Origin of the sequence: Streptomyces sp. WM4235, from assembly GCF_001279725.1 — a bacterium.
Classification (GTDB): Bacteria; Actinomycetota; Actinomycetes; order Streptomycetales; family Streptomycetaceae; genus Streptomyces.
Window position 1 is genome coordinate 1 of the sequence record NZ_LGDE01000452.1, and the last position, 26,710, is coordinate 26,710.

Annotated in this window: 17 protein-coding genes and 3 pseudogenes; 5 read left to right on the top strand and 15 right to left on the bottom strand. The window is 67.3% G+C overall.

The features are described 5' to 3' along the window. From ADK55_RS41100 to ADK55_RS31475, 4 genes are all read right to left on the bottom strand, one after another. Window positions 1–344: TetR/AcrR family transcriptional regulator (locus ADK55_RS41100; RefSeq protein WP_420713698.1), on the bottom strand; the 344-nt coding region annotated here is incomplete at its 3' end. A 489-nt stretch (window positions 345–833) separates the two neighbouring features. Then, on the bottom strand, window positions 834–1,841 hold the full coding sequence (locus ADK55_RS31465) for an NADPH:quinone oxidoreductase family protein (RefSeq protein ID WP_053683674.1): 1,008 nt from the start codon (window positions 1,839–1,841) through the stop codon (window positions 834–836). Between the two features lie 347 nt (window positions 1,842–2,188). Further along, the gene (locus ADK55_RS31470) at window positions 2,189–3,130 is read right to left on the bottom strand and encodes a zinc-binding dehydrogenase (RefSeq protein WP_053683677.1); all 942 of its coding nucleotides are present in this window, start codon (window positions 3,128–3,130) and stop codon (window positions 2,189–2,191) included. A 49-nt stretch (window positions 3,131–3,179) separates the two neighbouring features. Beyond that, complete coding sequence (locus ADK55_RS31475) at window positions 3,180–3,785, bottom strand: TetR/AcrR family transcriptional regulator (protein WP_053683679.1); 606 nt, start codon at window positions 3,783–3,785, stop codon at window positions 3,180–3,182. Between the two features lie 505 nt (window positions 3,786–4,290). Here ADK55_RS31475 and ADK55_RS38925 point away from each other — a divergent pair. After that, window positions 4,291–4,617 (top strand): GNAT family N-acetyltransferase, encoded by a 327-nt coding sequence (locus tag ADK55_RS38925; RefSeq protein ID WP_053683681.1) that lies wholly within the window; start codon window positions 4,291–4,293, stop codon window positions 4,615–4,617. Window positions 4,618–4,685: 68 nt separating this feature from the next. Here ADK55_RS38925 and ADK55_RS31485 read toward each other — a convergent pair whose 3' ends face one another. The 7 genes from ADK55_RS31485 to ADK55_RS31515 all read right to left on the bottom strand — a co-directional run bounded on the left by ADK55_RS31485 (window position 4,686) and on the right by ADK55_RS31515 (window position 14,325). Then, window positions 4,686–5,819, bottom strand: coding sequence for a substrate-binding domain-containing protein (locus ADK55_RS31485; protein ID WP_053683684.1), 1,134 nt, complete (start codon window positions 5,817–5,819; stop codon window positions 4,686–4,688). 296 nt (window positions 5,820–6,115) lie between these two features. Continuing rightward, complete coding sequence (locus ADK55_RS31490) at window positions 6,116–8,914, bottom strand: SpoIIE family protein phosphatase (protein WP_078999638.1); 2,799 nt, start codon at window positions 8,912–8,914, stop codon at window positions 6,116–6,118. Between the two features lie 403 nt (window positions 8,915–9,317). Next, window positions 9,318–10,361, bottom strand: coding sequence for an ABC transporter permease (locus tag ADK55_RS31495; protein WP_078999639.1), 1,044 nt, complete (start codon window positions 10,359–10,361; stop codon window positions 9,318–9,320). Beyond that, the gene (locus tag ADK55_RS31500) at window positions 10,358–11,923 is read right to left on the bottom strand and encodes a sugar ABC transporter ATP-binding protein (protein WP_053683686.1); all 1,566 of its coding nucleotides are present in this window, start codon (window positions 11,921–11,923) and stop codon (window positions 10,358–10,360) included. The genes ADK55_RS31495 and ADK55_RS31500 overlap by 4 nt, the downstream gene beginning before the upstream one ends. Before the next feature lie 201 nt (window positions 11,924–12,124). Further along, on the bottom strand, window positions 12,125–13,057 hold the full coding sequence (locus ADK55_RS31505; protein WP_053683688.1) for a cyclase family protein: 933 nt from the start codon (window positions 13,055–13,057) through the stop codon (window positions 12,125–12,127). A 591-nt stretch (window positions 13,058–13,648) separates the two neighbouring features. Next, window positions 13,649–14,044 (bottom strand): hypothetical protein, encoded by a 396-nt coding sequence (locus tag ADK55_RS31510; protein ID WP_053683690.1) that lies wholly within the window; start codon window positions 14,042–14,044, stop codon window positions 13,649–13,651. After that, a complete protein-coding gene (locus ADK55_RS31515; protein ID WP_053683692.1) occupies window positions 14,041–14,325 on the bottom strand; it encodes a hypothetical protein in 285 nt (94 codons plus the stop codon). The genes ADK55_RS31510 and ADK55_RS31515 overlap by 4 nt, the downstream gene beginning before the upstream one ends. Window positions 14,326–15,966: 1,641 nt before the next feature. Between ADK55_RS31515 and ADK55_RS31520 the strand changes: the two genes are divergently transcribed. Both ADK55_RS31520 and ADK55_RS40270 read left to right on the top strand, forming a co-directional pair. Next, a complete protein-coding gene (locus ADK55_RS31520) occupies window positions 15,967–16,653 on the top strand; it encodes a PucR family transcriptional regulator (protein ID WP_234350332.1) in 687 nt (228 codons plus the stop codon). Between the two features lie 129 nt (window positions 16,654–16,782). Further along, window positions 16,783–17,318, top strand: a pseudogene (locus tag ADK55_RS40270) (ISL3 family transposase); the annotation flags it as partial. A gap of 72 nt (window positions 17,319–17,390) precedes the next feature. Here ADK55_RS40270 and ADK55_RS40275 read toward each other — a convergent pair. The 4 genes and pseudogenes from ADK55_RS40275 to ADK55_RS31535 all read right to left on the bottom strand — a co-directional run. Beyond that, window positions 17,391–17,522, bottom strand: a pseudogene (locus ADK55_RS40275) (IS256 family transposase); the annotation flags it as partial. A 282-nt stretch (window positions 17,523–17,804) separates the two neighbouring features. Further along, window positions 17,805–18,821 (bottom strand): hypothetical protein, encoded by a 1,017-nt coding sequence (locus ADK55_RS31525; protein ID WP_053683700.1) that lies wholly within the window; start codon window positions 18,819–18,821, stop codon window positions 17,805–17,807. Window positions 18,822–18,955: 134 nt separating this feature from the next. Further along, window positions 18,956–20,201, bottom strand: a pseudogene (locus ADK55_RS31530) (IS256 family transposase). A gap of 340 nt (window positions 20,202–20,541) precedes the next feature. Next, window positions 20,542–25,104: a hypothetical protein gene (locus ADK55_RS31535; protein ID WP_159041620.1), complete on the bottom strand. Its 4,563-nt coding sequence runs from the start codon at window positions 25,102–25,104 to the stop codon at window positions 20,542–20,544. Window positions 25,105–26,086: 982 nt separating this feature from the next. On the opposite strand from ADK55_RS31535, the gene ADK55_RS31540 reads away from it, so the two are divergent. Together ADK55_RS31540 and ADK55_RS31545 are read left to right on the top strand one after the other, a co-directional pair. After that, window positions 26,087–26,404, top strand: coding sequence for a hypothetical protein (locus ADK55_RS31540; RefSeq protein ID WP_159041621.1), 318 nt, complete (start codon window positions 26,087–26,089; stop codon window positions 26,402–26,404). Beyond that, a partial coding sequence (locus ADK55_RS31545; protein ID WP_199826678.1) for a hypothetical protein occupies window positions 26,401–26,710 on the top strand: 310 nt, incomplete at its 3' end. The genes ADK55_RS31540 and ADK55_RS31545, both read left to right, overlap by 4 nt.

A 26,710-nucleotide genomic window follows, 5' to 3' on the forward strand; every position in this document is an offset into this window, starting at 1 on the left:
CCAGCCCGCACGAGCGCCACATAGTTGCCCTCGGCGCTGCACGAACGACACGAAGCCGTCGACGACCCCTCGCACCCGCTCCGTGGGCAGCCCCTCCTCCGGGGCCTTGGCGTGCAACAGCAGTCGACGTCCGGCCGCCCGGACGACCGCGACGTAGTAGTCCCGCTCGTCGGGAAGTAGTGGAAGAGCAGGCCGCGCGAGATGCCCACCCCGGCTGCCACCTCGTCGATCGACATCTCGTGGATGGGGCGGGTCACCAGCAGGCGCAGACCGATGTTGATCAGCTGCCCGCGCCGCTCCTCGGGCCTCAGGCGCACGCGGGGCTGTGCTGACTCGGCAGTCACGTCCGGACCCGAGCTTGTCGAGCGATGCTCGACAACATGGCCTGCGTGCGGACGACCTGGGGGACCACGACTGGCCCTGCCGTCCGAGAAGCATCCCTCTCACCGAATCTATTGGCCAATGCTTGGCCGGTGCCTATGCCGCAGCCCGCGACGCGCAGCCCGTGCCCACGACGAACTCGCCCGCAGCGTGCCCACCCTCGTCATGGTCGGCGCCGACGACATCGCCACCCCGCTAGCCGAGGGGAGCGGGTCGCTGCCAGCATCAAAGGGGCTCGCCTGGAGGTGCTGACCCCGCGGCGACAGCAGCACCCTCGAACAGCCGATCGCGGTGCCGTGCTGATCCGGGAATTCCTGGTCATGGTCGAGCAGCGCTGAAGCCAACGCCAGAGGCGGTTACGCGGACCGGCTCCGGTGGAACGTCCGCTGGGATAGGCAAGACACCTCGGGCAGTGGCCGTGATCATCGGTCCGGGCCGCTTGCGACTACCACCTACTCGCGGACGCTCTTGGTTCCCCGTTCCATGTCGTTTGTGCGGGGGACGAGGACGACCTTGCCGAGCGTGCGGCGTTCGTCGAGTGCACGCAGTGCGTCCGCAGCATGGGCGAGTGGCAGCGTGGAGCCGATGACCGGGTCCAGCCGACCGGCCTTCAGATGAGTCGTGAGCTCCTGCCACTGTGCCCGCAGGTACGTCGGTTGGGAGAGCCAGTAGGCGCCCCATCCCACTCCGATGACTTCCACATTGTTCAGCAGCAGCCGGTTCACCTTCACCGTAGGAATCTCGCCTGCCGTGAATCCGAGGACGAGCAAACGTCCCTCCGGTGCCAGGCACCGCAAGGAGTCGGTGAAGCGCTCGCCTCCCACTGGGTCGACGATCACGTGCACTCCGTGGCCCCCCGTGAGTTCGGCGACAGCCTCACGGAAGCCATCGACTGGGACGGTGTCGTGAGCTCCGGCCTGACGGGCGGTCTTTGCCTTGGCGTCGCTGGAGACCACGGCGATGACTCGTGTCCCCAATGCCCGGGCGAGTTGCACGACGGCCGTGCCCAGGCCACCCGCTGCTCCGTGGACCAGTACCGTCTCGCCGGGAAGCACCCGGCCACGGCGGGTCAGCGCGAAATGTGCCGTGAGGTAGTTCATCGGCAGCGCGGCTCCGGCCGTGAAGGTCAGGCGGTTGGGCAATGGGAAGACCACTGCGGGATCGGCGGCGACCTGCTCGGCAAAGCCCCCGAACCCAGGGAAGGCCGCAACACGGTCGCCCGGCCGGAATCCCGAGCTCACCGGAGCGTCGAGGACGATGCCGGCAACCTCCGATCCGGGGATGAAGGGCAATGCCAGCTTGAGCTGGTACGCGCCGCGCGTCTGCAGCACGTCTGGATAGGTGACGCCTGCTGCATGGACGTCGATCAGCACTTGGCCGGGACCGGGTACGGGCGACTCGACGTCCACGGTTCGCACCGCATCCGGTCCATCCAGTGTGACTATCTGTACTGCGCGCATCGTGGTTTTGCCTTTCTGGGCAGTCAACCCGCTCCGGGAAGTCATGCGAGCGCGGTGACGGGGTGAATTACAAAGCCGTGTCCTTTGCGCTCAAGACGGGCGCTCCCGCCAGGCCGGCCACCCTACTGGGCAGTGCTCAACAATGTTCGTCGCAGTGAGCGGATCACGTCGCGATCAATTTATTCGGCGGCGCGACGTGAGGACACTCTCAGCGGTTGGCATGGGCGAACGGAGAATCAACCTACTGGTTTGATCTTCCTGAGAGTTGTCGCCAAAGTGTCGATTCCCTCGCAGATCGGAGACGATCTATGCGGCCCGTCCCTCGATGAGGATGGCTCCGTCGCGTTTCAGTGGGAAATGACGATCTTTCCGAACCGGTCGTTGTGGATGAGGTCACTGAATGCGGTGCGGAACTGGCTAATGTCGTAGTTCGCTTCCACGATGGGCTGGATCTTCCCCTGGGTGACCAGGTCCAGGATGCGGGTCTGCATCGGTGCCGAGGAGCGCGGGATGAAGATGAAGGGTGTCTTCTTTCTGCTGAACCGCGAGGTGATCATGCCCGTGATGTCCTTCTGTGGATTGACGTTGACGAAGGTCCCCCGCCGGGACAGCTTCTTCCTCACCTGGCTGAATCGCAACGTTCCGGAGAGGTCAAGGACCGCGTCAAAGGGGCCGGCCAGGTCCTCGAAGGATTTGTCGCCGTAGTAGTGGCTGGTTGTCGAGCCGATGTCCTTCAGCCGGGCCGCGGAGCGCCGTCCGCCGACGGCGGTGACGGTGGCGCCGCGCGCCGCTGCGATCTGCACGGCATACACGCCCACGCCTCCACTCGCACCGACGACCAGAACGTGGTCCCCGCTGTGCACGGAGGCCCTGTCGAGGCTCGTCAGCGCGGTCTCCGCGCCGATCGGCAGGGCTGCCGCCCGAGCGTAGTCGAGGGCGTCGGGCAGTTCCGCGAGGTACTCCTCGCAGACGGACACGTACTGGGCCAGGGACTTCTCGTCCTTGGTCAGGTGCGGGCCGCCCATGACCCGCTGGCCCTTCTTGAAGCGCCGGCCGTCGGATCGAACGATGCCGGAGAACTCCAGGCCGAGATTGACGTTCTTCTTCCTGGTCCTGCGGGTCAGCGAACGCGGATCGTCGTCCTGCGCGAACTCCTTCTCCCAGGCGCTCAGGGCAACGGCCTTCACTTCGACGAGCACCGCGCCCTCGACAGGGCGCGGGTCGGGGACCGTTCCGAGGCGGAACTTCTCGGCACCCTTCTTTGTGGGATCTACGAGCACTGCTTCCATGCGGCATTCTCCGTCCTCTATGCGGGTCCCTATGGCGATCTGAGGCCGGTTACTGGCCCTGCGGAGGGAAAAGCCGCATGAGGACCTCCGCGGCCTCGTCCCGGGTGAGGCGACGGGCAATGACCGCCTCGCACAGGCGGTCCGCGGATCCCAGGAATCCCGCTGCCAGGGCGTAGGCGACTCGCGGTTCGAGGCACAGCAGTTCGGCCACGAGTCCGGCGTAGCGTTCTGCGTCGTCCACATGGACAACGTTGCTGGAGCGGCCCGAGGCGATGAGGGCGGCGCCGATGTCGGCATGAAGGGCACCGTTTTCCACGGTGCACGCGATGTAGGCATCACACAGCGCCCGCAGCACCTCTGAGGTCGCCGCGGCGGCGGGAGCATCCCGGTGCGCGGCCATCGCCTCCATGACCGTCTCCTCGTACTCTGCGCCCACCCGCTGGAACATTGCCTGCAGCAGCCCGGCGAGGGAAGTGAAGTGCTGGTATGCGATCGGCTTGCTGACACCGCAGGCGTCCGCCACCTTGGCCAGCGTCAGTGACCCGGCCCCGCTCTCGCGCGCCATGCGCAGAGCCGTCTCCAGGAGAAGTTCCTTCCGCATGGCAGCCGGCACCCGGCGCCGCCGCGCCGGACTCCCCGTAGACATCGCGTCCATGTATGCCGTTCCTCTCGCCCTGACAGGCGATATTACCACCCGTAACTTTCGGGTGGTAACTTGAGTGGAGGTGGCATCGATCCCTGGAGCGCCGGAATGACGAGTTGTCCGGCTTCTGCGGCGCTTGAAGTCCGCGAACGTCGGCGCGGCGATGGACTTGTAGTCGGCGAACACGTTCGCCCGTCGAGGCCCAGGGCTGGCTGCGGTGTAGACGCGCACCAAGAATCGGTGCTCCCATCCGTACGCGCTGGCGCACTCACGTTCGCTTGTACGCCGACAGCCGGCCGGGTCGCAGTGGACGCCGAAACCTTGGCCGCGATGGGTGAACGTACGGTGGAGGGCCCTCTCGGGCGCCTTGGCACACCCGCCGTCGGCTGGCCTGCAAAAACCTGGGGTGAGATCCGGACGATCGGCCGCTCAGAACTGCCGGACTGGCTGAGAGCCCTGGCCATCGGATTTCTCGAGGCGCCGGAGATCTCGGGAGGCACGAGTGGGGGTATCACGCTTGAGCCGCACTCAGGGAGCCTTCGATCACGGACGCTGCGTCGCCACCTTCCGCAGCTTCGACCAGGAACTCACGGTGCCAGGCGGCGGCCGCGTTCCTGCCAACGCGATCACCAATGTCACCACTCGCTGGTGGGAGCTGAACACGGGCAGGCTCATCCTTCCGAGCCAACCGTGGAAAGAGCCCTACCACGTCGTATGTCAGTTCGTCGAGGGCCCGACCGAGGGGCTGCTCGCCCACACCGCGCACGAAACGTGGCAGGCCAAGTTGCCCGACGGCGAGGCCACGGTACGCAGTCTCATCGACACCACCCCGTCCGGCCTTTGAACGTGTTGGCCGTGGTCTTGTGGGGCCTCGCTTCGGACGTGTCTTCGGCGGCCCCGAAACCAATCGTGCTACCTGCCCCACATCTTCCGGTATGCCTCCCGGTAGCCCGTCGGATCCCATGATGTGGCGCCTTTGCTGTTCGGGGCAGTGGAGATGTGGACGGGTGCGACGTATCCGCTGGCGGGCGCGGTGGAGAAGGCTCGGTTGAATTCATCGATGATCTGCCAGCCCTGTTCGAGAATCGGTTCGGGAACGGTGGCTGCCTGGTAGCGCTGGTGGTTGATGCGTTGGAAGGCGGAGGGGTCGCCGTCGCCCGCGCCGATGTTGAAGGGAGGACCGTCGCCCTGTTTCCCGGCCGCTTGCAACGGGGCGGCGGCGTCTGCGAAGTAGACGTCGTTGATGGCGACGGAGTAGGTCCACTCGTCCTGGAATCGGGCCAGGAGGGAGGAGACCGCCTGGGGGACGCGGCTGGTCGTGTCCGTGATCGGGAGGTTTTCGTAGGAGAGCAGGCTCACGCTGGAGCAGGTGGCGAGTTCCTTGCGGATCAGTTCGGATTTGTTCCTGGCGAAGGGGACCGAGGCGTCGGTGAAGATGACGACTCCGGCGTCGCCTTGGGAGTGCGCGATGATCCAGTCGGCGCTGATCTTCGCGACATCCTCGACTTTGGTCGTGATGTTGGTGAAGAGTTTGGGGTGCTTGCTCGGTCCTGGGGAGTCGACTGCGTGCCATCCGATGAGAGGGATGTTCCGGGCGTTGGCCTGTGCGATCTGTTGGGATGTCACTGCGGGGTCGAAGGCGCCGACGACGATGCCCGCGGGGTTGAGGTTGATCGCCTGACTGAATGCGGCCTGGATTCCGGCCGGGGGGCCCTGCCCGTCGATGACCTTGACATTCCAGCCGATGGCCTTCGCCGCCTCTTTCACGCCCTGGGTGACGCCCGCCACTCCAGGGTTGATCATGGTCTGGGCCACGAAGGCGATGGTCCTGTTCGAGACCGCTCGGGGACCGCTTGTGGGGCCGTCCCAGGAGGTGGTGGTGTTCATGGCTTGCGCGACGTTGCCCTTGGCTTTGGCGAGGGCGGCTGGGCAGTCGGCCGTCAACGGGCTTGTGGCGGCGGAACCTCGCGTACATCCGCTTGTGGTGGCGGCGAAAGCAAGCAGGGCTGCGGCTGCCGCGATGGCGGTCCTACGGCGAGGGTGCATGGGCATTGTCCTTGCTGAGGTGTGGACAGCGCGAAGAAGACGTCCCGTGGGTGAACTGCGCACGCATTGCCTGAAATCGCGGCCGACGCGATGAGGTGCCGAGCGCTCAACGGCGCGACCGCACGACGGTCCCCGGGCTGCCCGGCAGGCAACACCCGCGCCGGGTCGGGAGCCGATGCCGATGCCCGGCCCGTCAGTTGTGAAGGGCGCCGGCCGATTCCCAGCGACGCGTTTCGAGGGGTTGGCCGGATGCGCCCTTCCGTAGGCCCTGCCGTTCGAGGATCTCGGCGCATGCGTTAAGCGGCGATGACATCGGTCCACCCCGCAGATGACGCTCCGACGGTCGGCGCGAGAGTGAACTCGGCCCATATGACCTTTCCGTCGGCGGTATAGCGGGTGCCCCAGGCCTGCGCGAGCTGCGCGACGAGGAAGAGTCCGCGGCCGCCCTCGTCGGTGGAGGTCGCCTGTCGTAGGCGCGGTGAGGTGCTGCTGCCGTCGTAGACCTCGCAGATCAGGGACCGGTCGTGGATGAGGCGGACCCGGATCGGTTCCCCGCCGTAGCGGACGGCGTTGGTGACCATCTCGCTGAGCAGTAGTTCGGTGGCGAACGCGACTTCCTCCAGGCCCCAGTCGGCCAGCCGGCGCACGGCGGCAGCACGAACGTCGCAGACGCGAGCCGGGTCGGCCGGGAGGTCCCAGGTGGCGATCCGGTCGGGCGGAAGGGCGTGTGTACGGGCGACCAGCAGGGCGATGTCGTCTTCGGGGTGCCGTGGTGCCACTGTGGCCATGATGGCGTCGCAGGTCTCCTCCGGCGCGCGGTCGGGGTGGGCGAGCGCGCGCCGCAGCCGGGCGAGGTCCTCGTCGATGTCGCGATGACGGTCTTCGATCAGTCCGTCGGTGTAGAGGACCAGGCTGCTGTTCTCGGGCAGATGGATCTCGGCTGTTTCGAAGGGGAGTCCCCCCAGGCCGAGGGGCAACCCTGCGGGAAGGTCCGGGAAGCTCACGCTGCCGTCGGGGCTCACCAGCGCGGGTGGAGGGTGGCCCGCGCGCGCCATGGTGCACATCTGCGTGGTGGGGTCGTAGATGGCGTAAAGGCAGGTGGCGCCGATGAGGGATTCGCGGCCGCCGTCCCCTCCGTCAAGGCGTCCCACGAGGTTGTCGAGGTGCGTGAGGACCTCGTCGGGGGCGAGATCGAGTTCGGCGAAGTTGCGAGTGGCGGTGCGCAGGTGGCCCATGGTTGCCGCAGCGTGCAGTCCGTGACCGACGACATCGCCGACGAGGAGCGCGACACGGGTGCCGGAGAGGGGGATGACGTCGAACCAGTCGCCTCCCACGCTGGATTCGGCGGGCAGATAGCGGTGGGCGAGCTCGACGGTGCCCTGCTCGGGCAGGGAGTGTGGAAGCAGGCTGCGCTGAAGCGCCAGGACCGTGGCGTGTTCGCGGGTGTAGCGGCGGGCGTTGTCGATGCAGAGGGCCGCGCGGGCGACGAATTCCTGCGCCAGTGAGAGGTCGTCGTTGCCGAAGGGAGCGGAGTCCTGTGCACGGTAGAAGGTGGCAATGCCCAGGACCACGCCCCGTGCCAGCAGGGGGGCACTGATGAGGGAGTGCACATTCTGGGTGAGCAGTCGCTCGGTGTGCTCGAAGTCTTGGGCGAGCCAGCCGGCGGCGGTCTTCAGATCCGTCTCCAGCACTGCCTCCATGCTGTCCAGACAGCGTAGATGGGGTGTGCTCGGACGAAGGTCCACCCGCTCGCCGACCGGGTAGAACGGGCAGTCCTCACGGATGCCGTGGACCACTGTGCGGTGCAGGTCGGTGCGGGGGTCCGCGGATTCATCCCCGCGCAGTACGGCTTCGGGGAGGTCGATGGTGACAAAGTCCGCCAGACGGGGGACCGCCACCTCGGCCAGCTCCCACGCGGTGCGGCGCACATCCAGCGTGGTCCCGATGCGGGTGCTGGCCTCGGCCAGCAGCTCCAGGCGGCGTCGCGCCGCGACGGCCAGCCGTCCCACACTCGGCTCTCCCACCAGCACCAGGCCGTCGGCCCGGCCAGCCGCCGGAACGGGCGCCGCGGGAGGCCGGGAGTGCGGGACGGGTGTCGCCGGGGCCTGCACGGGCGCGGAAAGCAGCGGGGCGGATTCGGGGAAGTGGGGTGAAAGGAGGTGACGCTGCCAGGGCACATCGAGGGGCAGTATCGCCTCGACGACGAATCCTGCCACGCCTGACGCGCTCGTCAGCGGGCGGCTCAGGAGGGTGACGCGTCGGCCGTCGGACAGGACTACCACGGCGGCGGCCCGCTGGGCTGAGGAGATCAACTCGGCGGCTTTTTCCTGGACGATCATCTGGTCACGCCACTCAAGGCCGCTCTGGACCAGATCGTCCACTCCGAACCGGTACACGTCGCTGAGCGCCCCGTCGCCGTTCGACCGTTGCCGGGCGTCGAAATAGGCCCGCAGCAGGGACCGCTCGCGTTCCGTGCTGCGCTCCAACAGCCGATGCTCGATGGCACGAGCAGCGTTGCGCATCACCGTGGTCATCGCGGGGTTCGCCTCGAGGCGTGGACAGCCAAGAGCGAGAACGCCCTCGATGTGGCCACTGAGCGGATCACGGATCGGCATACCCCAGCAGGCGTTCGACTGGGAACGCTCGGAGAAGTGCTCGGCACCATAGACCTGGCAGAGCCGCCTTTCGGCGAGCGCGAGAGCGATGCCGTTGGTCCCGGCAAACTGCTCGGCGAACACGAAACCGGGCCTGCTGTGGTGTGCAGGCAGATCACGCTCGAGGGACGCCACACCGAAACGCCGTGACAGCACCGCCCCGCGCCGGTCGGCGAGGCCCACATTCGCGCGACTCCCGGAGAACACCGCTTGCAGCCTGTCGAGCACCGGATCGGCGGCATGAACGAGAGGGCCGGTCAGGTCCAGATCTTCCCAGTACGGGGGATCGGAGGTGTCCGGCGAGACCCCCATCAGGTGACAGCGCCTCCAGGAGTTCAGGATGAGACTTCGCACGCCGTCCTCGACCGGTTCCCCCTCCAGGAACCGCTCCCGGGCACCGGTGGGGCTCAGGTTCTCACCCCCCAACCCCCACTCGATCATTTCCTTCACCGAACGTGCCACGACGCCACCTCGATGACTCTTCGAAGGCCTTCGAAAGAACCTCTGCTCTAACACCATACTAGGAGCAATGCCCCATACCAGCTGACAGTCATCCGTGCTCGCCGGACGTCGTGAATGGCCCCGACGACACGGGGAGTGATCATGGTTCGAGCCGACACGGGCAACGATCCTGTCGCGGGAAACGGCGTCGCAATCCGGCCCTCGGGCCACTCCGCGCGAGGTTTGTGCGCGCGGCTGCCGCGACCGCCTCGATCGTCCGCTCGGCCCACGAGAGGGCAACTGCTGCCGGGGACAGGGGCAAAACAGGGCCGCCGCACAATTCCGCGAAGGGCGGGCGCCTCCGGAGCCCGGTGACGACGGTGAACGCAGTCGCCGACAGCGATCACAGAGTGCCATCCGCCCGCGATCCCGACGGCCCCGGCGTGTCGACGGGTGGGAGCCGGTCCTTCGTGGCCCGGGCGCGCAGCTGCCGCCTGGACGCGTAGCCGGCCAGCCCGACCGCCACCAACAAAGTGGCCCCGTTGAACAGCGGTGTGGCCCAGAACTGGACGCCGAGCTGACCGATCCCGGCCAGCCCGACAGCGAGCACGCTCACGGCCACCAGGGTCCCGAACGCATTGGCGCGGCCGGGCCTGATCGTGGTGGAGCCGAGCAGCGCGCCGACGAAAGCGGGCAGCAGATACTCCAGGCCGACACTCGGGTTGCCGATCTGCTGCTGCGCGGCGAGCAAAACCCCGGCAACGCCGGTGAACAGGCCCGATCCGGCGAAGGCGTAGACGGAGTACCTACGGACGGGAATACCGATGATCTCGGCGGCGCGGGGGTTGGATCCGACCACGTACAGATACCGGCCGAGCGGCAGCCGTTCCAACACCACCCAAAGGGCGACGACCGCGGCGAGGACGTAGAAGGCGGGAACCGGCAGACCAAGGAACCGGGCGTCGTAGAGGCGGGTGAAGGAGGCCGGCAGGCCCTCCGGCCCGGGCACGATCCTGGCGCCGTTGGTAATCCATCCGGTGAGGGCGTACATGATGCTGCCGGTGCCGAGCGTGGCGATGAACGAGTCGATCCGGGCGAACTCGACGATCGCACCGTTCAGGGCACCGCTCAACGCCCCACCCAGGACGACGACGAGGCAGGCGAGGGGCCAGGGCATCCCCTCCTCGACGATCAGGTGCATCACCAGAACGTGCGCCAGGCCCAACCCGTAGCCCATGGAGAGGTCGAACTTGCCGGTGGCGATCGGGATCGTCGCACCGAGGGCGAGAAGAGCGGGCACCGACTGGTTGGACAGGATCGAGGACACGTTGTCGTGGGTGGGGAACGTGTCCGGCATGACGGCGGAATAGACCAGGAAGAGCAGGACCGTCAAGCCCACCAGACCGTAGTTCCCGACGACGTGCCCGCGCGTGGACCGGAGGGTCATGAAGCCGCCGCGTTTCCCGTGATGGCGGGCATGGCCGACGAGGCGCGGGTGAGTTCGGCAACCGTCAACGTGGCACCGGCCGGCTCGGCCGCCACCGAGCCGCGTACGAAAACCAGAGCGCGGTGACAGAGGTCCGCGACCTCCTCGAAGTCGGTGGAGACCAGCAGGACCGCCAAGCCCTCGGAGGCCGCTTCATCGAGCAACTGGTGGATCGCGGCCTTGGCCCCCACATCCACGCTCGCGGTCGGCTCTTCGAGGATCAACAGCCGCAGCCCTGCGCGGAGCGACCGCCCCAGGACCACCTTTTGCTGATTGCCTCCCGAAAGCGTGGTGATGGGTACCTCGCTGTCACGGGGGCTCACCGAGAACCGTTCGATCAGGGCAGCCGCCTCGCGCCGCTCCCGCCGGAGACCGAGCCACTGCCACGGCGGCACACCGCCTGCCCTGGGGTTGGCCAGAAAGTTCTCCCGGACCGTCAGATCGGGTGCGGAGCCCTCCTCTTGACGGTCGGCCGCCACGAAGCCGACCCCTCTGCCGAGAGCGGCCGCCACGGATGGCGGGTGGTACGGCTCGCCGTCGAGCAGGACCGGGCCGCCGAGCAGCGGCAGCGCACCGGCGAGAGCGCGACCCAGGTGCATGTGGCCGGCGCCGGTCAGTCCGACCATGCCGAGGATCTCCCCGGGCGCCAGATCCAGACTGACGGGCCCGGTGTGCTGCGTCGTCACCGCGTCGAGGCGCAGCACGGCAGGTCGGCCCGCGGGCACGGCGCCGGCCATCCCCCGCCCGGTCGGCAGGCTGCCCGCGATGTCACGGACCAGGCGTGCGGGCTCGTACCCGGCGAGCGGCCCTCGACTGAGCAGGCGACCGTCGCGCAGGACCGCGAACTCGTCGGCGACCCGATACACCTCGTCCAGCCGGTGGCTGACGTACAGGACGGCGTGCCCCCGATCACGCAGGGTGCGCAGGACGTCGAAGAGCCGGGCACAGTCCGCGGCGGGCAGCATGGCGGTCGGCTCGTCCAGGACGAGGACCTCCGCCCGGCGCGCGAGGGCCCGGGCGATGGCCACCAAGGAGCGCTCCGCGGGCGCGAGGTCCGCGATCCGGGCATCGGCGTCCAGGTGTCCGGCGACGATCCCGAGCGCCTCGGCGCAGCGCTCCCGGGTCCGCCGCCAGGAGATCAGACCGTGGTGACGCGGGTAGCCCGTTCCCAGGGCGATGTTCTCGGCGACCGTCATCCACGCCACCAAACCGAGGTCCTGGTGGATGAAGGACATCTTCGCGCGGGCGGCATCGGACCCGAGGGGACGCCCTGCCACCGTCACTTCGCCCTCGTCGGCCTGGTACACACCGGCGAGCACCTTGATCAGGGTGGACTTCCCGGCGCCGTTGGGGCCGAGGAGGGCGAGCACGCTGCCGCGGTGGAGGTCGAGACTGACCCCGTCCAGCGCGACGGTGCCGCCGAACCGCTTGCCGAGACCGCGGATCCGCACGAGCGGCTCCCCGTCCAAGCGCCCGGGCGCGTCGTTCGTCGAGGTGTCGGAAGGGTCGTGGGCGTCATGCATGGACGTCTCCAGGGCCGACCTCGGATCCCCCATCCGGGAGAGTGGGACAGGCAGGATGCTATGGGTAGTTTAGGGATGTTCCACGTATGACGGTGCTTATGCCTCATCCACGTCGAACCAGATTGCCCGGCCGCAGGGGCGTCGAGGCCCCCACGCCCAGGCCGGCAGCGCAACGAGGATCAGGCCGCCGTACCACCTACCTCAGAGAAGAGCGACCGGATTCACCGGCGATCCGGTCCCGCCGGGGACGTTGAGCGGAGCCACGACGATCATGAACTCATAGCGTCCCGCCCCCGCGCACGCGGTGGACAGCGCCTCCAGGTCCAAGTTGTCCAGCAGGGGCACCCCCATCGCCGCCACGGCGAGGACGTGTACGGGGGAGTGGACGCCCTCGACCGGCGACGGGCGTACATCGCTGTCGCCATCCGCGCCCAGCAGACTGACGCCACGCTCCGCCAGCATCGGCAACGCGTCCACGTGCAGGCCCGCGCTGGCCGCGTCAACGTCCCACGGTCCCAGCTCGCGGCGGCGCCGGAACCGACCGGAGCGCACCAGCACCGCGCACCCGTCGTCGAGCGTCACGCCGAGGGCCTGCTCGGCGGCGGCCACATCACCGGCGTGGACCGGCTGCCCGGGTTCCAGCCAGTCGACCCCCAATACGGCGGGCAGGTCGAGGAGCACACCCTTGGTGACGAGCGGCCCGAGCGCCTCCACCGAACCGAAACGGGCACCGGCGGCGCCAACGACGTCGCGCGCCACATGCCCCTCGTAGAGCCGCCCCCGGTAGGCGACGTGTGACAGCGCGTCGAGGTGGCTGACCGCCTTGCCGTGGTAGTCGACGCCGAGGAAGTCCTTGTGGACGGTCGGCTCCGGCACCTCGACGTCGCCGAGGTCGGACATGTAGTGAAGGGCAGGCCTGCTGTTGTCAGGACCGGACCGGGTGTTCCAGGGCAGCCCCAGAGGTACCGCCGTCCCCTCCCGAACCAGCGCGGCGGCCCGGCGCACGTGGTCCGGGGTGACTCGGTTCCAGGCGCCCCGATCTGCCTGCGCCCAGCGGCCCCACGAACGGACCGAGGCGAACAGGGCATCGAATTCCTGACGGGAGACCCGGGGAACCCCGGGGTCAGTGCTCATGGGTGCGTGGCGCTCCAGACTCTTCCGGGGCGGCGGGCGGACCCGCCCATTCCTCATGCATACCCGTTCCGGCCGGGCGCACAAGGCTCCACGCGGGCCGACGCGCCGATACGTGACGGCCGTACCGCCCCGCGAAGCGGGCTCGACCCCTGAGCGCCCGTGCGCTCGCCCCTCCCCGGGCTCGGGGCCTGAGGTCACCACCAGGTCCCCTACGCCTCGCGGCATGCGTGGCCTCGGCGCCGGCCCCCGACGAGGCCACATGTCGGATCGGCCTCGGCAACGCCCTCATCGCCGAGTCTTCGTGTCAGTACACGACCTGCCGGCCCTGCGACGGTAGTGACATTCCGGCTCGGCCCGCCCTGCAACACCCGATCGCAGAGGACCCTCCCCGCCAATCAGCTCTCAACACGCATGTCGCCGGCCCCTACCGCAGGCAGACCGCCGCTCTCCGCGACGGTTGAGATCATCCTGTGACACCGTTGGCGTGCGGGACACAAGGACTCCAGCTTGATCAGTGTCACGGGCAATCGATGTGGGCTCGGAGCCCGCCGGCGGCAGGGATGCGTCTCGGGCGCGCTCGCGGGGGCGGGGTCAGTGGAAGCCGAGCATGCCGGGCGTCTCGATGCCGATGGCGAGGATGCCGGGTGGGTAGCGGTTCTCGTCGTCGGTCAGAAGGATCGGCATTCCGCCTGTGCCGGTGCGGCGCAGGGCGGTGTAAAGGGCATGGCAGGTGTCCATGCCGCCGTAGCCGTCGCGGAACATGGTGCCCACGGCCGGTGCGTCGATCTGCCCGAGTGGCTCGACATCGGTGCACGGGTATCCGAGAACGGCGTGGGAGGCTCCCGGGTGGGCTGCCTCGGCCTGAGCGAGGCACAACGCCGACACGAGCAGCCGATCCCCACTCGCGGTGACGTTGACCGCCAGCGCGTTGAGCGCCTTGTGCCCCGAGGCCAGGGCGGCTACGGCGCTGGTGTCGAGAATGATCACGCGGCGTCCCTGCCCGGCATGGCCAGCACCTTCTCCGCCGCGATCCGCCGCAGGTTGCCGAGCACGTCCAAGGCGGCGAACTCCTCGTCGCTGACGCCGATACCGATCACCTCACGCGCATGCGCCCCCGCTGCCGCGACCTGCTCCGCCCGTTGCGCGGCCGTGGGTTCCGCGGACGCGAGTGCGTCGACGAGCTGGCCGATACTCAGCCCTCGCTCCTCGGCGAGCTCGGCGAGATGATCGCGAGTCTGCTTTGTCACTTGAATCGTCGTATTGGCCATAGCTTGACCATAGCATTCCTATAGTGGCTGACGTGGTCACCAACAGTGCACGCGACCGTCGGCGATGACCCGCGTTCTCGGACCTCGTGCGCAGGCACGGTCCGCCGAATCTCGGGGCAGCCTGCACGAGCAGGCCGCAGGCGGAGGCGGCCCCCTGTTATGGGGGCGCGTTCGCAGACCGCGTTGGTAGTGGGGTGGTCCCCGGCGGGACCGAGGAAGTCTGGCGCTCGTTCCCGTCGACCGGATCAGTTCCTACCAGCCGGCAGAGATCTCGTGGGTGCTCAACAACAGCCCCAAGAATCGGCACGCGTCATCAGGAGCCAGCTACTACGTTTGTGCGGTCGCCGCGCGTACGGAACATGCCTGTCAGGGGCTTGTTTGGCCGACGACATACTGCTTGCTTGTTCCTCGTCGACGTGAAGCCCCTTGTCGTCCCGCAGACCGCATTTCACTCGCGACGCCCTGGCTGCGCGACCACCTCGGCGCCGAGATCATCCCGCCGCGCCACCGCGACACCTGTGTGGGTCAACTTGAGCCCCACAGACGCCCGTCGAATCGCGGATCGCCCGCGCCGCCACGACTGTCGTGAATCCCTTCTGCTGGAGGGCAGGACGTCCCCGAGGCCGGGTAGCGGATCCGCGGCTGCCTCCGTCGCGACCTCCACACCGTCACTGGGCCCACGCTGTTCCGCTGTACGCGTGGGCTGCGTACACTCCAGCTGAATCAGGGTGGCCGGGGTGCGGTGGGCGGTAGTGCCCGAGATGCGCTGGGTTGTGGCGTCTCCAAGACGACTTGGGCACCGGATCACAGCATCGCCGAGCGGCAGCCCCATATGGTTTATCGAATCGTGACAATTTCTCGCAGCCCGTCTTCGGTCCGTCGAACAATCCGGAAGACCCCCCTCCATCCGGAGTCGTGACACCGCGCCCTGCCACTACGCGTCCTCGACGGCAGATGGGCGGGGCTGAGGGACCACGAGCTTGGGAGTCCTCTAGAGGCGGTACGGCGGCACCAAGGGCCCCACCCGCCCGGCAGCCACAAGTTGACGACTCGGCCGTCCTCGGGGCCTGTCGCTCCACGACCGGACCGGCCAGCCACCCGGCATGAACGAGGAAACGAGTGCGAATTCCCGAACCGCGTCCCATCCCGCCCCGCGGCGAGTGGACCCGCGTCCTGCGCAGCAGTGAACTTCCCGAGCTGGCTGACGAGATATTGGAGGAACTCCTACGTCAAACTCCGGGACTCTCGGCACTCCTCAGGAACAACGGCGCCATCGATGACAAAGCGCTCAATCACGCAGTGGAAAAGGCCCTGCGTACCGCTCTCGGCCATCGGCAATCGGACGACCGGGGGCCTCGCGGAGACAGTCCCAGCGCCCGTGACTACAGCGAGGTCATGTACGACGGTAGGCGCGAGGGAGGCCGGAGGGACATCCAGGAGGCCGTACGGGACGACGGCCCCGTTGCCGGACACGATGGTGGACACGGTGCCGGAACCACAGCCGGAGAGCGACAGGAGTGCGCCGCACCACCTGACCGGACGCGCCAAGAACTATTCGATGCCCTCACCGACGACAGAGCCGCCTCAGAACGTTCCCTCGCCGAACTTGCCGAGGCGGTCGGCTGGCCCCTCCCGGCAGCTGTGAGGGCCGTCGTACTGGCCACCCCCGGTGAGACGCAACAGTTGGCGGCCGTGCTGGACGACTCCCTCGCCGGCATGTTCGCCGGCCTGCCCTGCCTGCTCGTACCCAGCCCGAACCCAGATGCCCGAGCCCCCTTGGACCTGCCGCTGCGGGGCCGCCTCGCAGCCGTCGGCCACGCCGTTTCGCCGAGGAACACCGCCTCCTCCCTACGCTGGGCACTGCGTCTGCTCACCTTTACCCTCGACCGCCACTGCACGGAGACCCGACCCGTCTTCGTCGATGACCATCTCTCTACCCTGCTACTCCTCCAGGACGAACCCCTGGCTCACGCGCTGGCCGACCAGTGCCTGCGGCCGCTGGCGGGCCTGACTTCACGTCAGAGCGAGCGCCTGGAGGCGACCTTGCTCGCCTGGCTCGAAGGCGGTGGCGCCCCTGAGGCCGCCAAGGCCCTGAGTGTGCATCCACAAACCGTCCGGTATCGACTGCGTCAGTTGGAGGCGCTCTTCGGCGCTGGGCTGCGTGACCCTCGAACCCGATTCGAGCTGGAGATGGCACTGCGCAGCCGCCGGCTGATGAGCCAGATGCGGCTTCAGCATTCCCGGCTGGGCCGCAGAACGGGCCGCGTGGTCACGGTGGACGCCACGTCGCCGGTCGTGGAGAGGATGGCCCGCGTCAACGGCCTGTGACGAGATTCATGCCCAATCTCCAGGGCCATGTGGTGAGCGCATAGCCCCAGCCCTCAGGGGATGTTGTGGTCGCAGCTCCGGGCTGTGCTCGAGCCGCAGGCGTGGGTCATATGCGGCCGGGGGCCATGCGACACCTACCGCGACCACCTCCCCGAATGGCGCCGGACCGATCCCGCAGTGCCCGTCACCCACCAACTGCGGGAGGTCCGAGAGCTGGACTACACCGGCAGTGCCACCTGCTGGTCCGATACCTCAACCAGGTCTGCGCCGAAGGCGACCGCCCCGTCCACCCCGCGCCGCGCCAGCCCCTTCTGCTCACCGACCCGAGAACCTGCACCCGAAGGAAACAGCCCTGCTGGAGTAGATCACCGCGGCCTGCCCCGTGACCGCGCTCGCCGATCTCGTATGCCGCTCCGCCGCCCTGCTGAAGCCGGCCGAGGACAACGAGGTCAAACTCCTCGAGCACCATCCGCGCCATTGACCTGCCCCACCTGCGCAGTCTCACCAACGGCCCAAAAATCGACCGGGCTGCCGTCGACAGCCTCACCTTGTCCCACCACAACGGCCGCACCGAAGGTGTCCACACACGCACCAAGAGAATCATGAGACAGATGCACGGACGCGTCGGATTCGTCCTTCTCCGGCACCGCATTCTTCTGCCCTGACGGACACCCCGCGTTACACCGACTTCGGGCCAGGAGCCCAACGAACGGCTGATCGTGGTTGTTGTTGGCCGGGGTGAGCCGGTCCTCGAAGGCGATGTGGAACGCGTTCAGGGGTGCCCTCCAGCGCATGGTTCATCGCTTGCGACCCTTGCCGGGCGGGTCGAGGCTCAACAGGGGCATGTAGACGCACTTGAGGAGTAATTGTCAAGACCTGTGGATCAGTGAGGCACCGAAGAAGTGGGCCTTACCGAGTGACGAAACGCAGGCAGGGGCCGGTCGAGCACCGTCAGGATGTGCCTACGTTCGTGCCCTACCGACCTTCGTGGAAGGGCATGCTGGCCCACCTGCGCGGGAACTCCACGCGTCAAAGGTCACGTTCCTGCAGGTCAACGAACTCCGTCGGTTGTTCGAGACCCTGCGCCTCGTGGCCACCCGGCGTCACGGCATGCCCGCACCGTGATGCCCCGGCTGCACACTGCGGACGTGCTACGTCATCAACTCGATGTGCGGATGCTCGGGCTCGGCTGGGCAGACGAACAGGTGCTGCCGGTAGCCGCTACCTATCTGGACGCCGGTCGCGTTGTAGCCGCGGTGGCCGGGGTACGGTCCAGCGCCTGGGTGGGGGTGCGGTGACCAGCTGTTCGCGTCGTCGTCCCCTTCCTCGAACGTGGCGACGGTCATCAGAATCTCCATGCCGGTGCCGCACTCGGAGCAGTGCTGCGGGTTGGGGTCGGTAGAGCTCCAGCCAGCCCAGCCGCCCACCTTCCAGCCGGGCGCGTTGGACAACACAAGGTCGTAGTACGTGTCCGGGGTCAGGTCTTCCTCTGCTGCCTGCGGCACACTCCACTGCTCGATCTGCTTCCGCAGTTCTTCGCTCAGCTCCAGATGGTCGGGGTACTCGGTGATCTGCTCCGGTTCGAGTACGCACGGATCCGGTAGATAGCCGTCGAACTGCACTGCGGGCGGCTCGGGGGGCGTGTCGAGGACGTCGGTGACGGCGGCTGCCGAACGCCAGAAGAGCAGGGTCCTGGGCATGATCGGATGATCGAAAGGGCACCACAGAACCTGCAGCAGGTCCTTGCCCTCCGGCGGGCTCAGATCGGGCACATCCCGTACGTACAGCTGCGCGACGGGCAGCATCGCTATGGGGCCCTCGTACGGCTGGACCGCCACCTTCACCGGATACGTTTGAGGGGGCCGGATCCGCGCCAGAGTCTCCCGCTCCTCCGGAGTCATTTCCCGGCCGTGGGAGGCGGCGAAGATCCGTCGTTCCAGCCGCAGATCCGCCGGGGACCGGGCTGGGTTGATGCCGTCCACCACATGCGGTTCCTCGCAGTGCGGCCACGGCTCCTCGGCGGGCCACAGCAGCGGCCCGCCGATCGAGCTGTCGTGCCACGTCGGCGCCCCGGGGCGGGGGTGCAGGCGGGTCGCCGTGCGGGCCAGCGGAGCCAGTTGGGGAAAGACCGCGACAACGTCGATCGGCCGTGGCGGAGTGACATTCATGGCCGCAATCTTGCCAATGACCTCTGACAACGGCCCTCGTGGCCGCCCCACGACGAGCTCGGGATCCCACATACGTGACCGAAGCCATCACCGCAGGTCAGCACATTTCGTCGGTGGCCCTCAGTTGAGGTGGATCACGCTGCGAGGGTCTCGTCTCGTTCGACGAGGAGGCCGTTCTCGAAGCGGGCGCCGGCTCGAACGAGGGCGACGAGGTGCGGTGCGGTGACCGCTCGCCAGCGGGCGGACTCAACGAGTTTGAAGACCATCGCGAGGGCCGCGGCCGGGCTGCCGGCGCCGCGGGTGACCTTGGTCCGAAGCTTCACAGTGGAGAAGGTCGACTCGATCGGATTCGTTGTCCTGAGATGGACCCAGTGCTCGGCGGGGAAGTCGTAGAACGCCAGCAGCTCGTCGACCTCGCCGGTGATCTTCTTGACAGCCTTGGGGAACTTCGCTCCGTACGCCTTCTCGAACGCGGAGACCGACTTCCGCGTGCGCACGGTCCTCGGCGTTGTAGATCTCCTGCAGAGCCCTCTTCGCGCCGGGCTGCGCGGACTTCGGCAGCGCGTTCGAGACGTTCCTTGTTTTGTGAACTCAACACCTCTGATGCCTGGCCTGCGGAAACACCTCCGCCAGCGCCCTCCACAGGCCCATAGCACCGTCGCCGACCACGAGCATCGGGTCGCGCATCCCGCGCCGCCGACAGTCGCGCAGCAGGTCCTCCCAGGACTCGGTGGACTCACGCAGACCCTCGGTGATCGCGATAAGTTCCTTGGTGCCGTCGACGCGGACGCCCATCAGGACCAGGAGGCAGGAGTGCGTCTGGGACAAGCGGATCTTGGGATGGACGCCGTCGGCCCAGACATAGACGTAGTCGGATCCGGCCAGGTCACGGCGCTGGAACTCGGCGTGGTCGACGGTCCACTGCTGGGTCAGCCGGGTCACCGTGGCCGGCGACAGCCCGGCCGAGGAGCCCAGGAACTGTTCCATCGCGGGCACGAAGTCGCCCGACGACAGGCCGTGGAGATAGAGCAGCGGCAGCACCTCGCTGATCTTCGGGGACTTCCTGCACCACGGCGCCAGGATCTTCGAGGAGAACCGCTGCCGTTCACCCGTCGTCTCGTCGACCCGCTTGTCGTTCACCCGTGGGGCGGCCACCTCGACCGGCCCAGCAGCCGTGGTCACGGTCCGCGGCCGGTGCCGGCCGTTGCGGACCACCAGTCGGCGACCTGCCTCGTCACGCTGCCCGGCGAGGTCGGCTATGTACTGGTCCACCTCCGCCTCCAGGGCGGCGGCCAGCATCCGCCGAGCACCCTCGCGGACGATCTCGTCGATCAGGGAACCGGCCTCGGTGGTGCCTTCTTCGTTGACCACTCTGAGCACGGGAGTGCCTTCCCGACCCGCGTTCGTAGCGCGGGCCTACTCGGTGACTTGACGATCACTCGCTCGGGAAGGTACGCCCTTCGCGCGTCCTCCAAAGGAGCTGATCCACAAGTCCTGAGCATTGCTCGCACTTGTGAGGGCGGTGGCCTCATTGGGGAAGTGTCCCTAGGCCCGGATGGCCTTGTGTATGCGGGCGTTCACGGACTCGCTGCGTTGGCCTCCGGCAATGGAAAGCGCGTCAGGATGCTGCAGCAGGGCCTCCCGGCGCTTGGATTGGGGTTGTGCCCCGAGCTGCCAAGAGGCCCTGCCTTCATGTCCGGATCGCGGAAGTATCGTTCGATCAGGAACCTGTTCGACCGGATATCCCGCCACTCGATGTGACTGCGGCTTCTCGGCTGATGCTGATGTCGTCGATGTATCCGCTGTAGGTGGCGTTGCCCGGATAGTTCTGGTCGTAGCCGAGATTGATGCGGCTGATCTCCTTGTCGTTGTTCTTGCCGGCGAGGTTGACCGTGATGTGATTCCACTCGTTCGGCTTCAGATTCCCGCACTGGGCGGCAGGAGCGATGCTGTTGCCCTTCTGGTCCACGGCGCCTGAGTCTCGCAGCGTGGTGCCGTCGGTGAACACCAGGTCCAGGGCGACACAACTGCTGTTGTCGACAGGCCAGTCCGCGTTGTCCCACCTGTCCGCGCTCTTGGGGTAGATCCAGTAGCTGAGGGTTCTCGCCTTGCCGATGCTCACCGGTTTGTCCGCGAGGTCGAAGACCTTCAGGTAGGCGTGGGCATGGCTGCCGCCGCCGGTCGAACCGGAGTACAGCAGTGACCCATCGCCCGTGTGCGCTCTCTCACCGGTGCGCGGACTCGCCACAGGCCCTGGACCACCGTTTCTGCCGGCGACGTTGTCGACGCCTCCTCTGTCCTCGTCAATGGTGTCGGTCCAAGTCGGCTTCGTGTCATGCGGTTCGAAGCCCGAACTGAAGATCTTGCCGTGGTCCTCGTGCGGGTCGGGCACGCCTGGCCCCGGATCCGGCGGGCTTGCGGGAGGGTTGGTGCGTTTCGTTTCCCTGTAGACGAAGTCGGTCTGGGCCGTGTCGAATCCGAGGGTCGGTGTCGTGAGAAGGAAGCATTGGGCGTCGTTGAGTTGCGGGTCGCGGGGCGTGAAAGCGGCGAAGTCGCAGTTGATGGCGCTCTGGTCGGTGCGGGGGGTGATGGGTTTGACGAGGTAGGTGCCACGGCCGGCGAGGTAGGTGCCGTAGGCCAGGACCGTGGATCCGTTGACCTTGCATGGCTGACCTGGGCGGGCGCATGCGTCCGACTCCCAGTCGGAGTGCACGCTACTCGTCTCGTGTTGTGTTTCCCCGCCCAGGACCAGGTCGTGGTTCGTGCCGGAGAGGTAGCAGTAGTTTTTGCGGGTTCCGCCCTTCAGGTCGTTGCTCGTCGGGATGGCGGCGTCACCGAAGGTGGCGTCGTTGCAGGCGGCGTTGCCTGCCGGGACGGTCTTGATGGTCCAGGAGCCGTCACCGCCGTAGGCCATCTGGTAGGCGCCGGATTCGGGCACCGAGCAGGTCCCTCCGGGGACGGAGCAGAAGGTGAACGGAGCCGGAGGGTTGGCGATGTAGCAGCCTTCCGCATCTCCTGGCAGGGGATCCTCGCCGAAGGTCGACGTGGTGCAGGGCACGCCGTTGGGGTACGCGTCCCCGTCGACGACCTTGTACGCCCATTTCCGTTCGTCGTCGGAGACATGGGCGCCGAAGGCCAGTCGGACCTTGCCGGTGACGTGGCAGTCCTCGCCCTGCACTGCACACGCCTGGTACGGGCCGCCGGCATTGGCAGCCTGTCCCGGAGGCGAACCCGCAAGGACACGGCATTCCTTGGCCCTGCCGGGGGCCGGATCGGCACCGAAGCCCTTCTCGCTGCTGTCGCACGCGACCGAGGACGTGATCGGCTTGACGATCCAATGCGCCCCGGCTCCGAAGGCCACCTCCTGTGTGCCGGAGACCGTGCACTTCTCGCCCTCGTCGGCACAGCCGCCCACTGACGACAGCCACGATCCTCCGTCGCCTCCGCTCGTGTTGTCCCCGGCGGGGACGAAGCATGACTTGTGGGCCGACGGATTCGGATCCGTGGGGAACGAGGAGGGTTTGCACGCGATGCCGCCGGGTGGCAGGGGTGCGGTGACGTATTTGCCGGCCGCGCCGAAGGCGACCTGGCCGGTCCGGCCCTCGATCCCCGCGCAGGTGCCGCCGTCGTCCGCACAGGGGATGAAACCAATCGGTGCCACCGGCGTGGTGTCCGTGATGGGCAGCGGAGCGAACATCTTGCCCCCGCTCAGCTGACTGTCGACGGCGCCCTGGACATCCTTCAGGTCGCCTGTCGTGAAGACGTCCTTCGGTGTGTTGGCCAGTACGCCCGGAACGACATCTCGCTCCCAGTCGACTCGCGCCCTCCGGGTGCTCTTCCAGTCGTTGGGGCAAGGACCGAACGGCATCCCGTTCCCCGCGCATTTCGGGCGGTTCGGTTTCCAGGTGTTCTCATACCAGGCCGGGAAGGCGGCCTTGTCCAAGTACGCCTTGGTGAAGACATCGGAGCCCGTGCCCTTGTTGAGCGATCCGAACAGCTCGATGACCGCCTGGTGCACGCCGTTGATGAACCCACTGCGCAGCGACTCCACAGAAGCCTTCGCGTTCGCCATGGTCAGAGCGTTGGCCGTCCGAGCCGCTTCCATGACCACGGAACTTCCGGACTTCTCCGCAGTGACGTTCAGCTGCGCCATGGTCGCGTACGCACCGAACATCAGCTTCTGCTGCGCTGCGTCAAACGCCTTCTGAGCAGCCGAGAGCAGTGCCGGTATGCTCTTGTCGATCACATCTTTCTTCATCGTGTCATGCCACGCCGTGTTACGGCCTTCGATCTGCTTGTCGGCCTCGCTCCTCCCGTTCGCCCAGTCCACGATTCCGGCGACGATCTGTGTGGCGAGCGCCACGACGCCGAAGAGCATGGCCAGTTCAGGCTGCCCTGCGAAATCCGACGCCTCTGCCAGCAGGTACAGCACGTTCACCGTGAGGCCTACGCCGTCCTTCCTCTCCATCGAATCGGCGATTCCCAGCAGCTGACCGACGACCGGAACAGGGGCCATGACAACAGCCGACTTGGTCAGGTCGGAGGTGTCCTGTCTGAATGCCTCCGTGATGGAGTTGATCCACATGTACGCCATGGCCGGCGTCATCGCCGTGTTGAAAGTCCCCCAGCCTTTCGTCAGGCTTTTCGACAAGCGTGCCGGGGCCGCACCCTTGACCGCGGTCGCACCGCCGAACGGCTGGAATATCACGGCGGGGTTCTTCATCGCCACTTTCATGTCCGATGTGAACCCGAACTCCCCTGGGCTGAACTTGGAAGGGGCTGCCTCGTACTCCGCCATCGCGTGCCGCACCCGCGCTTCGGCGTATGTCGGAAGCTGATCGGGCGGCAAATCCGAGATGATGCGAGATTCAGCGGACTCCGGCAAGGCTTTGCCAGCCTTGTCCGCAGCCTCGAACTCCGCAGATTCCTTGATCTCCTTCGCGGTCGCCCGACGTTCGGAGTGGACGCAACCGGATGCCGGAGCGCCGCCGCCGCATGCGGCCCCTCTGACAGACGGAGCCTTCGACTTCTCGACCAGCGCGGAACTGTTGCCGGTTTCGGTGTAGTCGGCCGGCTTCAGATCAGCCCACGACTTGCCCGGGGCTGGCTCAAAGTCGATGTTCGGGAGGTCCTGGGGCTGGTTGTAGGTGGGGCGATGGGACTGGGGGATGGTGCTGGCCTTGACGAAGGACGTCTCCGAGATGGGCTTGGCCGCGAGATCGGATCGAACCTCCAACGTCCGCTCGAGGACCTGATCGCCGGGATTGGCCTTCTTGGCGGCCGTGGCGATCACGACCGATCTGACGGCGTAGGGATTCGCCTTCGGACCCCCGAGAACCTTGGTTCCGAAGGCGCCCTTCAGACCGGCCTTGCCGCCATGCGTGACCAGCTCCTCGACGTTGGTGGATACAATCCATCCCTCGTCTCCCTCAAGGATTCCGGTCTTCTTCGGGTCATGCACCAAATATTCCGCTTTGACCGGATCATTCCTCGCCCCCTCGATGGGAGTGATTCCGGTAAGGCCGTTCAGGGTGTGAATCATTTCGTGAGCGAGCGTGGTGGCCGGGCGCATCCCGAAGGGCCGGCCCTTACTCGTGTACGCTCCCACGATGTGATTGTCCGGGACCGTGATGATGTTGGCGCCGGTTCCGGTTCCCTCTAGAATCCACGGATTCTTGAAGTCGATCGCCCCCCTTGCTCCATTCATCTTTACTGCCTTGTATTCACCTCCCCGAGCCGCGCGCGTGATCAACGTTTTGACAGGTGACGGGCCGCCGGACGCGTCTGATGGATTGTGGAATCCGAAGGCCGGCTCGCCGTCCTTTCCTGCCATGGGTGAGGCTTTCCCTATCGACTTGAGGAGGCGCAGCCCCTCGGGATTCGTCGCGATCTCGTCGAGCTCTCCCCACATGCGAGTCACGAAGTCCTGGGCATCTTGACCGGATGCCTCCTTCGCAGGCCATCTGCTATTGGTCAACAGGCCGCCGTTCACCGTGTCGTACACCACTCCCGGGTACACGGCGACCCCGGTCCCCTCCCCCGAGGGGAGGATGTATTCGAAGCAAAGGACCTGATACCCGTTCCTCGCCGCCGATCTGGTGCTTGTCGTGCCGGGCATGCCAATCAACCTGGCGCGTGGATCGGTTTGCCACTTCCCCAGGTCGGGCGGCGGAGGGGGAGCTGCTGACGCGCTGGTTGCCTGACTGAACTGCACGACAGAGATTCCGGTCGCGATCAGCACGACAGGGAGAATGAGCGCCAGAAGCCGCCATCTCTGCGTCATGTGACGTATGGTCATGAAGATTCCTGCATTCTGTACGAAGATTGTCACCTGAAAATGCGCGTGAATCCCTCGGACTGCGTAGGGTCTTTCCTCTGGCGGCTTGGTCCTCCATGGAGTCGTCGGGCGCACTTTCCGGTTACGCGTTCGTTGCCGATGTGGTGGCAGAGCGGCGGCCGTAACGTGTGTTCCCCGTCCGTGAGACGGGAGGGGGCTTCTGCCGGTGGAGTGCATGCCGCTTGGATGAGATCGCCTTCGATCGGCGAGCAGAACAACTCGGTGCGCCGGCCGGGTTACCGGCTGGCGCTTTGTCTGCCGGCCGATGGCATGGAGGGAGTCTGGACGGATTGCCGCAGGATGCCCAGTGCGCCCGCAACAACCGTCTGGGGAGGGCTGTTGCGCATAGGTTGAACGAATCCCCGTCCCGACACCAGCATGAAATTACCTGCACCGTCGAACGCCTCCTGCGCGAGACCGGCATCGCCGGCGCCGTCCGCGGCAGGAGTCCTCGCCGCGATCCCGGACCTGCCGCCGCACCGGCCCCCGGACCGCGTCGACCGCGGCTTTGTCGCCCCGACGCCGAACTGCCCGCGGGTAGCCGACTTCTCATGTCGCCGCCTGGGCGGGCACTGCCTACGTCGCGTTCGTCGTGAACGCTTCTCCCACCGCATCATCGGCGTTCCTCGAGGCTGCGCGGCGGGGTATCGGGTGCGGGCGGGACCGGGGTGTGGACGAATTGCTGCCAGCCCTATCAGGTCGTGAACGGCCAGGATGGCTGTGTCCGCTGCTCGCCGGTGTCCGGCAGGGCCAGCCCACAATCCGGCGGATGTATGTCGGCCCGGGTGCTGGCGCGCGTCGGGGTTCTGTTCCCTGTATGAGAGCTTCCGCGTGTGCGTCGTAGAGCCCAAGTCGGGTGCAGGATGGGCGGGGGAGCCGGTGCTGTTGCGGGTTGCGGCCGCCAGGGACGATCGGCGTCTTCGTCTCGATGAAGGGCTACACCGAGCCCGCGCTGGAGAAGGCGAAGTTCTTCGCGGGCGTCATGCTGCTCGACCGCAGCCACGTCGAGGCCCTGGTGACCGGGTTGTTCACCGCTCCGCAGCTCATCAGTCGAATGCTGTCCTGGGCCACCCGCCGCGGCGGCTCCTACCCGCCGCTGGACGAACTCCTGTCCATGACCACCTCTGGGGTTGGTGCCGACCAGTGGTCCCGACCGGATCCCGCGCCGGACGTCGTCCACCGCGCCTCAGGGGTAAGCGCCGCTGCGGTCCTGGCCGCCCCGGCCGGCACCGCTGTCACCGGGTGACCGGCCACGGCGACCATCTGCTGCTCACCACCGGCGAGGGCGTCCTCCGCCTGGACGCGCGCACGGGCGAGACCCGGCAGGTGCTCGGCCTCCCCGGCAGCCGGGACGCGGCTATCCGGACCGCGACCGGCACCACGCTGCTGTGCGGCGCGGCCACCGTCACCGCCCGCGCCGCCGGCACGGGGGTCACACCTGTGGCGGGGCCGTTCCCCAACCTGGCGCGTCTGCTGGCCGGATCCGCCGAGGAGCTGTGGGTGTTCCCCACCACCGGGCCGCCCGGCTACGGATGCCGCCACACCCTGACAC